Origin of the sequence: Sphingomonas sinipercae, from assembly GCF_011302055.1 — a bacterium.
GTDB lineage: Bacteria > Pseudomonadota > Alphaproteobacteria > Sphingomonadales > Sphingomonadaceae > Sphingomicrobium > Sphingomicrobium sinipercae.
Map to the genome: position 1 here is coordinate 422,831 of NZ_CP049871.1, position 13,545 is coordinate 436,375.

18 protein-coding genes are annotated in these 13,545 nt (G+C 67.1%); 9 read left to right on the forward strand and 9 right to left on the reverse strand.

What is annotated here, in order from left to right; translation table 11 throughout:
• The 4 genes from G7078_RS02255 to G7078_RS02270 are packed head-to-tail and all read right to left on the reverse strand — an operon-like array spanning position 1 to position 1,869.
• The gene (locus G7078_RS02255; protein ID WP_166092553.1) at positions 1–357 is read right to left on the reverse strand and encodes a DUF1428 domain-containing protein; all 357 of its coding nucleotides are present in this window, start codon (positions 355–357) and stop codon (positions 1–3) included.
• A 31-nt stretch (positions 358–388) separates the two neighbouring features.
• A complete protein-coding gene (locus G7078_RS02260; RefSeq protein WP_166092555.1) occupies positions 389–748 on the reverse strand; it encodes a DUF1428 domain-containing protein in 360 nt (119 codons plus the stop codon).
• Complete coding sequence (locus tag G7078_RS02265; RefSeq protein ID WP_166092557.1) at positions 748–1,425, reverse strand: glutathione S-transferase family protein; 678 nt, start codon at positions 1,423–1,425, stop codon at positions 748–750. The genes G7078_RS02260 and G7078_RS02265 overlap by 1 nt, the downstream gene beginning before the upstream one ends.
• A 3-nt stretch (positions 1,426–1,428) precedes the next feature.
• Positions 1,429–1,869 carry a VOC family protein gene (locus tag G7078_RS02270; RefSeq protein WP_166092561.1) on the reverse strand — a complete coding sequence of 147 codons (441 nt, stop codon included), beginning with the start codon at positions 1,867–1,869 and terminating at the stop codon, positions 1,429–1,431.
• A gap of 62 nt (positions 1,870–1,931) precedes the next feature.
• On the opposite strand from G7078_RS02270, the gene G7078_RS02275 reads away from it, so the two are divergent.
• Positions 1,932–2,606 (forward strand): winged helix-turn-helix transcriptional regulator, encoded by a 675-nt coding sequence (locus G7078_RS02275; protein ID WP_166092563.1) that lies wholly within the window; start codon positions 1,932–1,934, stop codon positions 2,604–2,606.
• A gap of 45 nt (positions 2,607–2,651) precedes the next feature.
• The gene (gene cobS / locus G7078_RS02280; protein WP_166092566.1) at positions 2,652–3,659 is read left to right on the forward strand and encodes a cobaltochelatase subunit CobS; all 1,008 of its coding nucleotides are present in this window, start codon (positions 2,652–2,654) and stop codon (positions 3,657–3,659) included.
• On the opposite strand, the gene G7078_RS02285 is transcribed toward cobS, so the two are convergent.
• Complete coding sequence (locus G7078_RS02285; protein ID WP_166092568.1) at positions 3,605–4,045, reverse strand: hypothetical protein; 441 nt, start codon at positions 4,043–4,045, stop codon at positions 3,605–3,607. The genes cobS and G7078_RS02285 overlap by 55 nt on opposite strands.
• Positions 4,046–4,098: 53 nt before the next feature.
• Between G7078_RS02285 and cobT the strand changes: the two genes are divergently transcribed.
• Positions 4,099–5,922, forward strand: coding sequence for a cobaltochelatase subunit CobT (gene cobT / locus G7078_RS02290; RefSeq protein WP_166092570.1), 1,824 nt, complete (start codon positions 4,099–4,101; stop codon positions 5,920–5,922).
• 174 nt (positions 5,923–6,096) lie between these two features.
• Positions 6,097–7,026 (forward strand): esterase-like activity of phytase family protein, encoded by a 930-nt coding sequence (locus G7078_RS02295; RefSeq protein ID WP_166092573.1) that lies wholly within the window; start codon positions 6,097–6,099, stop codon positions 7,024–7,026.
• On the opposite strand, the gene rpmB is transcribed toward G7078_RS02295, so the two are convergent.
• A complete protein-coding gene (gene rpmB / locus G7078_RS02300) occupies positions 7,023–7,319 on the reverse strand; it encodes a 50S ribosomal protein L28 (protein ID WP_166092575.1) in 297 nt (98 codons plus the stop codon). The genes G7078_RS02295 and rpmB overlap by 4 nt on opposite strands.
• Before the next feature lie 149 nt (positions 7,320–7,468).
• Here rpmB and G7078_RS02305 point away from each other — a divergent pair, with 149 nt between their 5' ends.
• The 3 genes from G7078_RS02305 to G7078_RS02315 all read left to right on the forward strand — a co-directional run bounded on the left by G7078_RS02305 (position 7,469) and on the right by G7078_RS02315 (position 9,645).
• Positions 7,469–7,765 carry a hypothetical protein gene (locus G7078_RS02305; protein WP_166092578.1) on the forward strand — a complete coding sequence of 99 codons (297 nt, stop codon included), beginning with the start codon at positions 7,469–7,471 and terminating at the stop codon, positions 7,763–7,765.
• Positions 7,766–7,796: 31 nt separating this feature from the next.
• Positions 7,797–8,249, forward strand: coding sequence for a nucleoside deaminase (locus tag G7078_RS02310; protein ID WP_166092580.1), 453 nt, complete (start codon positions 7,797–7,799; stop codon positions 8,247–8,249).
• 67 nt (positions 8,250–8,316) lie between these two features.
• Positions 8,317–9,645, forward strand: a complete 1,329-nt coding sequence (locus tag G7078_RS02315; protein ID WP_166092582.1) for a hemolysin family protein — start codon at positions 8,317–8,319, stop codon at positions 9,643–9,645.
• Here the strand turns inward: G7078_RS02315 and G7078_RS02320 are convergent.
• The 3 genes from G7078_RS02320 to purD are packed head-to-tail and all read right to left on the reverse strand — an operon-like array spanning position 9,642 to position 11,897.
• Positions 9,642–10,136 carry a hypothetical protein gene (locus G7078_RS02320; protein WP_166092585.1) on the reverse strand — a complete coding sequence of 165 codons (495 nt, stop codon included), beginning with the start codon at positions 10,134–10,136 and terminating at the stop codon, positions 9,642–9,644. The genes G7078_RS02315 and G7078_RS02320 overlap by 4 nt on opposite strands.
• 4 nt (positions 10,137–10,140) lie before the next feature.
• Entirely contained in the window at positions 10,141–10,641 is a 501-nt protein-coding gene (locus G7078_RS02325; RefSeq protein ID WP_166092587.1) for a hypothetical protein, read from the reverse strand.
• Positions 10,638–11,897, reverse strand: a complete 1,260-nt coding sequence (gene purD, locus G7078_RS02330) for a phosphoribosylamine--glycine ligase (RefSeq protein WP_166092590.1) — start codon at positions 11,895–11,897, stop codon at positions 10,638–10,640. The genes G7078_RS02325 and purD overlap by 4 nt, the downstream gene beginning before the upstream one ends.
• Here purD and xseA point away from each other — a divergent pair, their 5' ends adjacent.
• A complete protein-coding gene (xseA, locus tag G7078_RS02335; RefSeq protein ID WP_166092592.1) occupies positions 11,898–13,313 on the forward strand; it encodes an exodeoxyribonuclease VII large subunit in 1,416 nt (471 codons plus the stop codon). It begins immediately after the preceding gene.
• 4 nt (positions 13,314–13,317) lie between these two features.
• Entirely contained in the window at positions 13,318–13,515 is a 198-nt protein-coding gene (locus G7078_RS02340) for a DUF2093 domain-containing protein (RefSeq protein WP_166092595.1), read from the forward strand.
• Positions 13,516–13,545: the final 30 nt, after the last annotated feature.

Below are 13,545 nucleotides of genomic sequence, written 5' to 3' on the forward strand. Positions count from 1 at the left end.
CTACTTCTCCAGCGTGACGACGGGGATGAAGCCGCCGTAAATCATGCGCTTGCCGTCGAACGGCATCTCCATCACCTCGTGCAGGCGCGGGTCGTCCATGAAGGCCTTCATGCCGGTGTCGCGGGTCGCCTTGTCCGGCCATTCGATGAAGGAGAAGACGACGACTTCGTCTTGTGTCGCCTGCACCGCTCGGCGGAAGTCGGTCTGCTTGCCGTCGGGCACGTCGTCGCCCCAGCATTCCAGCACGCGAAGCGCGCCATGCTCGACGATCATGCCGTCGGCGGCGGTCGCATGTTTGATGAAATCCTCTTTCTTCGCCGCCGGGACCGGCAGGACGAAACCGTCGATGTACGCCATCGTTCTCTCCTCGCGCCGGGCGCTGGTTGAGTCAGTTCTTGAGCGTGCTCACGAATGGCTTGAAGCCGCCCCAGAACATGCGCTTGCCATCGAACGGCATGTCGCCGCCCGGCTGCATTTCCGGATCGGCCATGATCTTCTCCCATGCCGTGTCGCGGGTCGCCTTGTCCGGCCAGACGACAAAGGAAAAGACGACGTTCTCGCCGTCCTGCGCCTGCACGGACCGGAAGAAATCGGTCGTGTGGCCATGCTCCAGGCCATCGCCCAGCGCTTCGACGGACGCGATCGCGCCAAGCTCCGTCGCCTTGCGCGCGAACGTCTCGGCCATCGTCTTGTACGCGTCGAGTTTCTCTTCGTTCAGCGGCAGAACGAAACCGTCGATATAGGCCATCACAAGGCTCCCTGAGTTTCACGTTGCTCGAAATCGGCAAGCTGCGCTTCGATGGCGCGCTTGAATGCCGGACGGGCCGTGCCGCGCTCCACGTAGGCGAGCAGGTTGGGCCGTTCCTTCAGCAGGTCGGTGTTGTCGACGATGCGCAGAACATCGACCATCAGCAAGTCGCCGGCACTAAATTCATCTTCCAGCCATTGCTTGTCTCCAAGCCAGTCGGACAGCCGGTCAAGCCGGCGGCCGATCATCTCGACGACCTGCGGACGCCGTTCCTTGGTCCACTCTTCGCCGCGGTGGAAAATGTCGATGATCGGCAATTGGGCGGCGAACGGTTCGACGCTGTTGAGCGCGGCAATCACCCAGGCGGTCGCCCTCGCTCGCCCGTTCTCGTCGGCGGGCAGGATGCCGCCGAACTTGCGTCCGATGTGCAGGACGATTGCGCCCGATTCGAACAGCTGGACCTCATCGTCCTTATAACTTGGAACCTGGCCCCATGGCTGCTCGGCGAAGTAGTCGGCGGGGCGCTCCCCGATCGCCTCCAGCTTTCGTACCGAATAGGGAATTCCGGCCTCTTCGAGCGCCCAGCGGACGCGCAGGTCGCGGACCCGCCCCTGTGCAAAGTCGGGAACCCACTTGAAAGCGGTGATCCGCACGTTGGCTTCGTCGCCGCGGTTCATCGCTCAGGCCTCGACCGGTTCGCAGTCATGCGCGCCGGCTTCAGCGAAGGCGGGATCCATCCACATCACTTCCCAGCCGTGCCCGTCCGGATCCTCGAAGTCGCGGCCGTACATCATCGCATTCTGGTCCTGCTTCAGGCCCTGGTCGATCTTGCCGCCCGAGTCCCCTGCCGCGGCGACGATCTCGTCCACTTGCTCCCGGCTCTCGGCCGACAGGCACAGCAGCACCTGGCTGGTCGCGTGCGCGTCGGCGATCTGCTTGGACGTGAAGCTTGAATAGAAGGGGTGGGTCAGCAGCATCACGTGGATGGCGTCGGACAGGACCATCATTGCCGCGACGTCGTTGGAGAATTTCGGCTCCTTGCGCGCGCCGATCGCCTCATAGAAGCGGATCGACCGATCCAGGTCCTGCACCGGCAGGTTCACGAAAATCATCCGCGCCATCATTTCCCTCCTCGCGACTCGATTCGCTTGTTTTTTGAGCGAATCGGTTATAAATAGCAACTGTGCAGTTAGAAAAAGCAACTAAGCGTTCGAAACCAGAGACAAAGCGTGGTTACGAGGATGCTTGCGGGACGGCGCATGCGCTCGAACTGATCGGCGAACGCTGGGCGCCGCTGGTGCTGCGCGAACTGATGTTCGGGCCGCGGCGTTTCTCCGGGCTCAAGGCCGACTTGCCGGGGATCAGCGCCAATGTGCTGATTCAGCGCCTGACCGAGCTTGAGGAGCGCGGGCTGGTGCGCCGAATCAAGTTGCCGCCGCCGGCGTCGGTGCAAGTCTATGAAGCGACCGACTGGGGGCTGGAAGCGGCGCCGCTGTTGCGCGCGCTGGGCAAATGGGCCGTGCGCAGCCCGCGCCACGACGTCGCCCAGTTCGTCAGCCCGGTGTCGATCATGATGTCGATGCAAACGATGTTCGACCCGGCCAAGGCGGACGGGTTTGCGGCGCGCCTTGCCTTTCGGTTCGGCGAGCGGTCGTATGTGGCCGAGGTCGCCGATAGAGACATCGAGGTTCGCCAGGCCCCGGCCGAGGGCGCCGACGTGGTCTTCGATGCCTCGCCGCAGCAACTTGCCGGCTTCCTTTACGGCGGCGCCCCGATCGAAACCGTCGCCTTCACCGGGGACAAGGCGACCGCCCAGCGCTTCGCCGGCTTTTTCGAACTTCCGCCCAAAGCCTTTTGACGGCGTTATTGAGGCGCGCTTGCCGCTGCCCTAAGGCGATTTGCGATGAACGATATTTCCAACGCCAATCCCGAAAGCCGCGCCGAGACGGTGATGGCGACGCCCGACCGCATGGTGAAGGTGCGCGAGGCCTTCGGTGTCGACAGCGACATGGAGGTGCCGGCGTTCAGCGAAGCCGATGAGCGGGTGCCGGACCTCGACCCCACCTACGTCTTCGACGCCAACACGACGCTCGCCATCTGCGCCGGCTTCGCCAAGAACCGCCGGGTGATGGTCCAGGGCTATCACGGCACCGGCAAGTCGACTCACATCGAACAGGTTGCGGCGCGGCTCAACTGGCCGATGATCCGGATCAACCTCGACGCGCACATCAGCCGGATCGACCTCGTCGGCCGCGACGCAATCGTTCTTCGCGACGGGCAGCAGGTCACTGAATTTCGCGAAGGGCTGCTACCCTGGGCGCTGCAGCATCCGGTGGCGCTGGTGTTCGACGAATATGACGCCGGCCGGCCCGACGTGATGTTCGTCATCCAGCGCGTGCTGGAGACGGAGGGCAAGCTGACCCTGCTCGACCAGAATCGGGTGATCCGCCCGAACCCCTGGTTCCGGCTGTTCGCGACCACCAACACGATCGGGCTTGGCGACACCACCGGCCTGTATCACGGCACGCAGGCGATCAATCAGGGTCAGATGGACCGCTGGAACATCGTCAGCACGCTCAATTACCTGCCCGCCGCCGTCGAAGCGCAGATCGTGCTCGCGAAGAGCGGGGAGTATGACAATCCCGACGGCAAGCAGACGGTCGAAAAGATGATCAAGGTCGCCGACCTGTCGCGGCAGGGCTTCGTCAACGGCGACATTTCAACGGTGATGAGCCCGCGCACGGTCATCAGCTGGGCCCAGAATGCGATGATCTTCGGCGACGTCGGCTTCGCCTTCCGGGTCTCGTTCCTCAACAAGTGCGACGAATCCGAACGCCCGATCGTCGCCGAATATTATCAGCGGGTATTCGGCTCCGACCTGCCCGAAAGCGTGGCTTCGACCGCCGGCTGAGCCTGGGTTGCGGCCTCGTCGGCCCGGCGCGGCATCAGTTCGACGAACAGCGCCATCGCCACCCACATGAGCAGCGTCGGCTGAAGCTTTTCCGGAACGCTCTCCCCGGCTTCGAAGACGGGCGAGAAGACTTTCGGAAGGAGCAGGATGAGGCCGACCGACAAAGCGGCGTAAACGATCTTCTGGCGGCTTGCCGAAACGTAGAGGATCGAAATGACCACGCCGGCGACCATGAACAGCATGTAGGCGAACTCGACATTGTCGAGCTTTTCCGTGCCGGCCATGACAAAGCCGAGGACGGCGCCGAAAAAGGTGTTCATTCCGGCGTGATTGGCGGCCACCTCGCTCTCGGTCGGGACGAACGCGGATTTCAGGTGGTGCATCATTCGAGGGGCCCTTTGCTTGCATGTTGCGGTGGGCCGGGGGCAATGACAAGCCAATGAGCGAAAGCAGCGCCATCGACCGCTTCCGTCGCGCGCTCGCGGGCGCGGCGCGGGCAATCGCGCGCGATCCCGAGCTCGATGTCGTGTTCGCGTCGGAAGCCTCCGCCGCTTCGGCCGGCAAGGCGGCGCGCGTGCCTTCGCCCGGGGCCTCGCTCGAGCCGCGGCTGGTCGCCGAAGCCCGCGGCGCGGCGGATTCGTACGCGCTTCGCCTGCGCTACCACGACGGCAAGGTGCACGCCGCCAACGCGCCCGGCGAGCCGGAGGCGCGGGCGGTGTTCGACGCGCTTGAAACCGCCCGGGTCGAGGCGCTCGGCGCCCGCTCGATGGCCGGCACCCGCGCCAACCTGGCCGAGCTTACCAATGCGCGGGTGCGCGGCGACGCGATCCTTCGGGCGCGCAATGCCGACGAAGTGCCGCTGTCCACCGCCGTCGGGTTGATCGCCCGGGAACGGCTGACCGGCGATGCGCCGCCGCCGTCGGCGGTCGCCGGGCTCAAGCTGGTCGCGCCGTGGATCGAGGAAAAGGCGGGGGCCGAACTCGACGCGCTGGCGCTCGCGCTCGACGACCAGGCCGCCTTCGCCAGGCTCGCGCGCCGCCTGCTTGAGGATCTCGACCTCGCCTCGGCGACCGATGACCCGGCCGACGATGAGCTCGAAGATAGCGGCGACGACGACGCCGACGATGGCGGCGACGACAAGGATGATGAGGACGGCGAGGACGACCAGCCGGACCTTGGCGACGCGGAAACGCGCGGCGAGGAGAACCAGCAGGAGCGGGACGAGCAGGACGGCTCCGACGAGCTGGAGCCCGGCGAGGACGAGCTTAGCGACGGCGATGACGAATCCGACACCGGCACGCCGGGGCAGGGCAGGCGCAACTGGGACCTCTCGCCGGTCACCGACTACAAGCCGTTCACGACCCGCTTCGACGAGACGGTCGAGGCGCATGAACTGTGCGACGATGCCGAGCTGAACCGGCTGCGCGCTTACCTCGATCAGCAGATTGGCGGCCTGCAAGGCGTGGTCACCAAGCTCGCGAACCGGCTCCAGCGGCGGCTGATGGCGCAGCAGGCGCGAAGCTGGCAGTTCGACCAGGAAGAAGGGCTGCTCGATGCCGCCCGGCTGGCGCGGGTGGTCATCAACCCGGCCCATTCGCTCAGCTACAAGGTGGAGCGGGAAACCGAATTCCGCGACACGGTGGTGACGCTTCTGATCGACAATAGCGGCTCGATGCGCGGGCGGCCGATCGCCATTGCCGCCATTTGCGGCGACATCCTTGCCCGGACGCTCGAACGCTGCGCGGTCTCCACCGAAATCCTCGGCTTCACAACGCGCGCCTGGAAGGGCGGGCAGAGCCGCGAAGCCTGGTTGTCGGCCGGGCGGCCGCCGCACCCCGGCCGCCTCAACGACCTGCGCCACATCGTCTACAAGCGCGCCGACGAGCCCTATCGCCGCGCCCGCCGCAATCTCGGGCTGATGATGCGCGAAGGCCTGCTGAAGGAAAATATCGACGGCGAAGCGCTGCTCTGGGCGCACAACCGGCTGATCGCCCGGCCCGAGGAGCGCCGCATCCTGATGGTGATTTCCGATGGCGCGCCGGTCGACGATTCGACCGCTTCGGCCAACGGCGGCGCCTATCTGGAGCGGCACCTGCGGCAAGTGATCGGCTGGATCGAAGAGCGCTCGCCGGTCGAGCTGGCGGCGATCGGGATCGGTCACGACGTCACCCGCTATTACAGCCGCGCAGTGACGATCATGGACGCCGAACAACTCGGCGGCGCCATGGTCGAGCAATTGGCACAGCTGTTCGAAGCCAAGTGACGGGGATGCAGAAAAAAGTGGGCCCAGCGCGGTCTCCCGCACTGGGCCCCCCTCGTTACGCGACGCGAGGGAACTCGTCGGCACATTGCTGTGCGTTGCAGCGGGGAAAAGGGGGAAACCTCGCTACCTCAACGGCTTATGCCTGCCCCGGCAATGATGGAAGCTGAACCGCGAATGCAGCGACGGTTCATTTACCGGGCCATGGCGATCGCCTTCTTCGCGCTCGTCATCGCCGCTCACGAATGGATCCTCACAGTCCCCAGCCGGTCGGAGCTCGGGCCGAAAACATCGGCGCTGCAGGTGGCGGCGGCCGACGTCTCGCCCCTCGGCTTTGCGCCGCTCAAGTTGGCCGGGGCGTGGCGGCTAGCCGCTGCGGACGATCGCTTCGCCGGCATTTCCGGCCTGGTCCTGGATCGGGAAAGGCTTCTCGCCATCAGCGACCTTGGCTTGGTCGCCAGCCTGCCCGTCCCCGGGCGCGGGTCAGCGCAGGTCACGGTCAAGGACTTGCCGGCGGGGCCCGGATCGCCACGTTTCAAGTCGGACCGCGATGCGGAGGCGATTGCTGCCGACCCTGCTGGCAGAGGCTGGTGGGTCGCCTTCGAGAATCGCGACGAGCTGTGGCTTTACGACCGCGCCTTTTCCAGGCCGCTGTCGCGCGTTCGCCTCGGCGTCGGGGAATTTTCGCAAAATAGCGGTGTCGAGGGCCTGGCTGCGGGGCCGGGCGCGCTGTTCCTGTTCCCCGAAAGCGGCGGTGCGGTCGTGCGCGTCGGCCAGGCGCCCGAATCGATCCCGATTGCCAGGCCCCGGCGCCTGGCGGAGGCGGTCAGGCTCAAGGATGGCTCGTTCCTGGTGCTGCAGCGCCGCGTGACGCCCTTCGGCTTCGACAATTGGCTCGCCCGGCTGGCCGGTGATGGCAGCCTGCGGGAATTGTGGCGCCTTCCGTTGCCGGTGCGCTGGTTCGACAATCTGGAAGGCATGGCGGTGCAGCCGGCCGGGCAGGGCGGTTACCGCTTATATTTGATGAGCGACAGCGGGCTTCGGCCAAAGGCCGGCACGCTTCTGCTGATAATCGACGTTCCGGAAGCGCTGACGAAGGCGGCTTAGGCCGCGGCTTCGCCCTGCTGCTTCTTGGCCAGCTCGCGCTTCAGCTTGCGGGCCTTGACCGACAATTTGTCCTCACCGGTCTTGGCGAGCCAATTGTCGAGACCGCCGACATGCTCGACCGAACGCAGGCCGTTGGTCGACACGCGCAGCTTCACGCTCCGCTCCAGGCTGTCGGAAATCAGCGTCACGTTCTGCAGGTTGGGCAGGAACGTCCGCTTGGTCTTGTTATTGGCGTGGGAAACGTTGTTACCCACCTGCCGGCCCTTGCCGGTCAGCTCGCATACGCGCGACATAGTCAATTCCTGAGTGTTGGCGGATCAAAGACCCGCGAAAGCGCCGTCCCGTTAGCCAATGAGGCCCTTCTCGTCAACCGAAGGAAACCTCGCTACTCCCGGGCGTTCCGGTCCTGTTGCTTACCCGACCTCATGCTGCAGGAAAGTCCATGCGAGCCATAATTTTCATTCTCATCCTTGTTGTCGCGGCGCTGCTGCTTGCCGTCGGCACGGGCTTCTTGAACATCCGCCAGACCCGGCCGGCGGCAGTTCCCAACGTCGCGGCGACCGGTTCCGGCGTCCGTGCGTCGGGTGGCCAGGCGCCCGCTTTCGATATCGAAACCGGGTCGGTGTCCGTCGGCGCTGCGCAGCGCAACGTCACCGTTCCGAACCTCAGGGTCGAGCCGGCCGGGCAGGACAACCAGGCCGTCGCGGCCAACCAGGCGGCCCCGGCGCCGGCGCGTTAACAAGCGGCACGGCTTGGGCTAGCCGGGCTCAATGACATTCCCGCTGCCCGCGCCGATGCGCCGCGCGCTCGACCTCGCTGCCGAGGCGGCGAGTGCTGGAGAAGTGCCGGTCGGCGCGGTCGTGACCAAAGGCGACACGGTGATCGCCGAGGCGCGCAACGCGATGCGCGGTTCGGTGGACCCGACCGCCCATGCCGAAATGGTGGCGATTCGCGCGGCGGCGGCGGCGCTCGGCCAGCCCCGGCTCGACGGCTGCACCTTGTGGGTGACTCTGGAACCGTGCGCCATGTGCGCCGCGGCGATCGCCATCTCGCGCATCGGCGATCTTCGCTTTGCCGCCGAAGATCCCAAGGGCGGCGGCGTCGTCCATGGGCCGCGGATTTTCGCCCAGCCGACCTGCCACCATCGCCCGGACGTGCTCGGCGGGATCGGCGAAGCGGAAGCAGCGGAGCAACTGCGCCGCTTTTTCGCGGTGCGGCGATGAAGGCCGATCGTTCGTCGGCCGCCTTGATGCCCGCCCCAATTAGGGGCAAAAGGCCCGGCAACCATTCATGAGCAATCACCTGCTCCCACTTCCCTGGATCGATGTCCTCATCATCGCCGCGCTGATCGCCCTCAACGGCGTCCTCGCGATGACGGAGCTTGCCATCGTGTCGGCGCGGGAGGCGCGGCTGAAGGGCCTCGCCCGCGGCGGCAGCAAGGGCGCGAAGGCCGCGCTCGACCTTGCCTCGGACCCAGGCCGTTTCCTCTCGGCCGTGCAGATCGGGATCACGCTGATCGGGATCATCGCCGGTGCTTACTCCGGCGCCAGCCTGGGCGAACCGATATCGCAGCGGATCGAATTGCTCGGCGTTGCCGCCGACACCGCACACACGCTTGGCTTCACCGCCGTGATCGCGGTGGTGACCTATGTCTCGCTCGTGATTGGGGAGATTGTGCCGAAGCAGTTCGCCCTGCGCTCGCCCGAGCCGATCGCGGTGTTGGTGGCGCGGCCGATGTTCTGGCTATCCAAGGTGGCGGCGCCGTTCGTGTGGCTGCTCGACCGGACCAGCGCGCTGATCTTCCGTGCCCTCGGCCTCAACCGCGAATCCGAAAATGCCGTCACTGCCGAGGAACTGCACCTGGTCGTGGCGGAGGCGCAGACCGCTGGCGTTCTGGAAGAAAGCGAGCGGGCGATCATTTCCGGAATCGTCCGGCTGGCCGATCGCCCGGTCCGCGAAGTGATGACGCCGCGCACCGATGTCGACTGGATCGACGTGTCGGAAACCGGCGATGAACTTCGCGCGAGCCTGGCCGAAACCCCCCATAGCCGGATCCCGGTTGCCGACGGCTCGGTCGACAACATCGTCGGCGTTATCCAGACCGGCGACGTGCTTCAGGCGGTCCTTGCCGGCGAGACCCTCGACGTTCGCCGGCTGGCCAAGCCGGCCCCGGTCATCCCCGACCTGATGGACGCGATGGACGCGCTCGCCGTGCTGCGCTCGGCCGACGTTCCGCTGGCGCTGGTCCACGACGAATATGGCCATTTCGACGGGATCGTGACGCCGGGCAGCATCCTCGCGGCGCTAGCTGGCGCCTTCCACCACGATATCGAGGATGGCGAGGAGCCGCCGCTGGTCGAGCGCGAGGACGGCAGCTGGCTGGTTTCCGGCGCCGCCAATGCCGACGTGCTTTCGGACCGCCTCGGTATGCGCATGCCCGTTGAACGGGACTTTTCGACCGTCGCCGGCTTCGCGCTCTCGGTGCTCAAGCGCTTGCCCGAAACCGGCGAGCGCTTCAGCCACGACGGCTGGAGCTTTGAGATCGTCGACCTCGATGGCCGCAAGATCGACAAGTTGATCGCGACGCCGCCGAAGCGGCGCTCGAAACCCGCCGCCTAGAGCTTCCCGAACCTCTGCTCGAAGCCGTCCTGGTCGCCGCGGGCCAGGTAATCGGCCTGGGCCGGCACCTGGTCGCGCTTCAGCCGCCCGCGAAACGGCCCGAGATCCTGGTCGATGCGGTCGAGGTCGGCGCCCGAGAGCCGCGCGAGCTGTTCGAAGCGGATGATCCCGCGATCGTTGAGCATCGCCGCGAACTTGGGTCCGACGCCCTTCAGGCGCTGCAAATCGTCCGGCGGCCCCGACGCGCCGGGCAGGTTGGCGTGGACGTTGGCGTCGATGATTTCGCCGCTGACGTCGCTCGCCGCGGCCGCAAGCTCGGCGGCAACGCCCCGGCCTTCGCTGCGCGACGAAGCCTGCATGTGCGGCCGAAGCGGCGCGCTATCGTTCGAAAGCTCGACCCGCTGGCGCGGCCGAAGCAGGAAGAACAGCAGGATCGCGACGACGGCCGCGGCTAGAAGGACGATCGGCCAATTGTCGTTTACCCAAAGCATCGATTTACCAACTCCATTGCGCGTTGTGACGGCGGTGCAGCGCCGCGAGATAGGCCAGGAACCACCCGAACAGGAAGCCCAGCAAGGCGCCGCCAAATCCTTCGATTAGGAGCGGCACGCCCGGGCCGCGGTCCGACCATGACGCGGTGTCCACCCCCGGCACGTCGCCGATGATCCGGGCCAGCTCGCGGCGCTGGAAATCGTCGGCGGTGCCGGACAAGATTGCGCGCCGGCTCAGCGGCCCCTGGCGCAGCTTCCCGTCGATCTGCGGCATTTCCCAGCCGTCGAGGTTGATCCGGATGAACCGGTCGGTCTGTTGCTGGAAAGCGGTCGCGGCCCCAAGCGGCGAATGCCAGAGGAACGTGCCCACCGCCGCCACGGCGATGCCGATGGCGGCCGACTGGATCAGGCGCCCGTTGCGGCGAAAGGCGAACCGCCCGGCAACCGCGCCGCACACCAGCCCGATCGCGAGCAGCGGCCAGAAATAGGTCCAAAGGGGATTCACGCTTCCTGCCTTTCCAGTTCGCGCCAGCCGATGTCGCGGCGGTGGAAGCCGTCCGCGAAATCGATCTGGTCGATGGCGCGATAGGCCCGGGCGCGGGCCTGCGCGAGGGTTTTGCCCAGCGCCGTCACCGCCAGCACCCGGCCGCCCCTGGCGACGAGCCCGGCTTCCGCCTGCGCGGTCCCGGCGTGGAAGACGGTGACGCCCTCGACCGCTTCGGCGGACTCGACGGCGCGGATCGCTCCCCCGCTCGCCGGCGTGCCGGGGTATCCGCGCGCGGCGACGATGACCGTCATCGCATGGCTGGCCGACAGCTCGGGCGCCGCCACTTCGCCCAGCCGGCCCGATGCGACCGCATGCAGCAATTCGGCAAAGTCGCCTTCGATGCGCGGCATGATCGCTTCGCACTCCGGGTCGCCGAAGCGGACGTTATATTCGATCAGCTTGGGGCCCTCGTCGGTCAGCATCAGGCCGGCATAAAGCACGCCCGAAAAGGGCATCCCGGCCGCCGCCATCGCCCGCGCCGTCGGCCGCACGATTTCGTCCATCGCGCGCTGTTCCAGCTCGGCGGTCAGCACTGGCGCCGGGCTATAGGCGCCCATGCCGCCGGTATTGGGACCGGTGTCGCCTTCGCCCACACGCTTGTGGTCTTGCGCGCTGGCGAGCGCGACGCAGGTTTCGCCATCGACCAGCGAGAACAGGCTGGCTTCTTCGCCCTCCAAGAACGCCTCGATCACCATCGGGCCCTCGCCGACAGCCTCAATCGCCTGCTCGGCCTCGTCGGCGGTCGTCGCGATGACGACGCCCTTGCCGGCCGCAAGCCCGTCGGCCTTCAGCACCACCGGCAGCGAAAATGCGCCAAGCGCGGCCCGGGCGGCCTCGCGGCTTTCGGTCCGGACGTAGGCGGCGGTGGGGATTGCGTTGGCCCGGCACAGGTCCTTGGTAAAGCCCTTCGACCCCTCAAGCTGGGCGGCGGCTGCGCTCGGTCCGAAGACGGCGATTCCCGCGGCCCGAAGCGCGTCGGCGACGCCGGCGACAAGCGGCGCTTCCGGCCCGACGACGACCAGCGCGATATCGCTCGCCCTGGCCAGCGCGACCACCGCGGCCGGATCGGCGGGGTCGATGGCGACGCATTGCGCCCAGCGCGCGATTCCCGGGTTGCCGGGCGCGGCAATCAATGCTTCGCAGCTCGGCGATTGCCTGATGCGCCATGCAAGCGCATCTTCACGGCCGCCCGAACCCAGAAGCAGAATATTCAAATGGACGTCCCCGAAGACCAGCCTGGCGGCCTGTTAGCCAACGTCCCGCCCGGCGACAATTCACCGGCGTTGACGGTCAGCGAGCTGGCCGGTTCCGTCAAGCGCGTCGTCGAGGGCGCGTTCGGCAGGATTCGGGTCCGCGGCGAGATTTCGGGGTTCAAGCGCCACGCCTCGGGTCACTGCTACCTGACGCTGAAGGACGATTCCGCCTGCATCGACGCGGTCGTCTGGCGCAGCCAGGCCGGCGCGCTCGCCTTCCGCCCTGAAGACGGTGCCGAAGTCATCGCGACGGGCCGGATGACGACCTATCCCGGCCGTTCGAAATATCAGCTCGTCATCGACCGGCTGGAGCTGGCCGGCGAGGGCGCGCTGATGGCGCTGCTCGATCGGCGCCGCAAGGCGCTGGCGGCGGAAGGGCTGTTCGACGAAGCGCGCAAGCGCCGGCTGCCCTTCCTCCCCCGGGTGATCGGCGTCGTCACGTCCCCGACTGGCGCGGTTATCCGCGACATCCTCCACCGGCTGGAGGACCGTTGCCCGACGCGGGTCATCGTCTGGCCGGTGCCGGTCCAGGGCGAGGGCGCGGCCGCCAAGGTTGCAGCGGCGATCCGCGGCTTCGGCGCGCTCGAAAGCTCCGGGCAAGTGCCCCGGCCCGACTTGCTGATCGTCGCCCGCGGCGGCGGTTCGATCGAGGATCTTTGGGCCTTCAATGAAGAAGAGGTGGTTCGCGCCGCCGCCGAATCGCCGATACCGCTGATTTCGGCTGTCGGGCATGAAACCGACACCACCTTGATCGACCATGTGTCGGATCGCCGGGCGCCAACGCCGACGGCCGCTGCAGAGATGGCGGTGCCGGTCCGGGCGGAATTGTTCGCCTTCATCGACGAACTCGGCCGGCGAGCGCAGCATTGCCTTTCGCGCCGGGCCGAGCGCGCCCGCGAGCGCTTCGACCTGACGACCTGCCGCTGGCCCCAGCCGCAGGCCCTGTTCGCGCCCGTCGCCCAGCGGCTCGACGACGCCGGCGACCGGCTGCCCCGGGCGCTCGGCTCACGCGCCAGCAACGCGCGTGCCGATCTCAACGCCGTTGCGCCGCGGCTGCGCTCGCAATTGCTGTCCGACCGAGTCGAGCGGGCGGGGGACAAGCTCGCGTCCATCTGGAAGATGGCCGAACTGGTGCATCCCGACCGGCCGCTTCACCGCGGCTTCGTCCGGGTCACCGACCGGTCCGGAGCGACCCTGGCGAGGGCGGAAGCAGCCAAAGCGGCGCGGCTGCTCACCTTGCGCTTCGGCGACGGCGCGGTCGACGCGACGGTAGGCGAATCCGCGCCTGTCCCGGCCCCAGCGCCGCCGGTTGAGCGCAAGCGCCGCGCCACGTATGTCGCCCCGCAGCCGGGGTTGTTCGACCGGGCGGAGGACTAAAAGGATGTTGATGAGCGGAAGCGGCGCGCCGGCCAAGGTGCGATATCTCGCCGGGACTTTCCGGGTGCTGAGCCATGGCGACCACGTTCTCTGCGCCGTCACCGGCGCCCGCATCTCCTTGCACGAGCTTCGTTATTGGAGCGTCGAGCGCCAGGAAGCCTATGTCGATGCGCAGGCCAGCGCGAAGGCGGAACAGGGCTGAGCCATCCACTGGCACTGTGACCAATTTGTT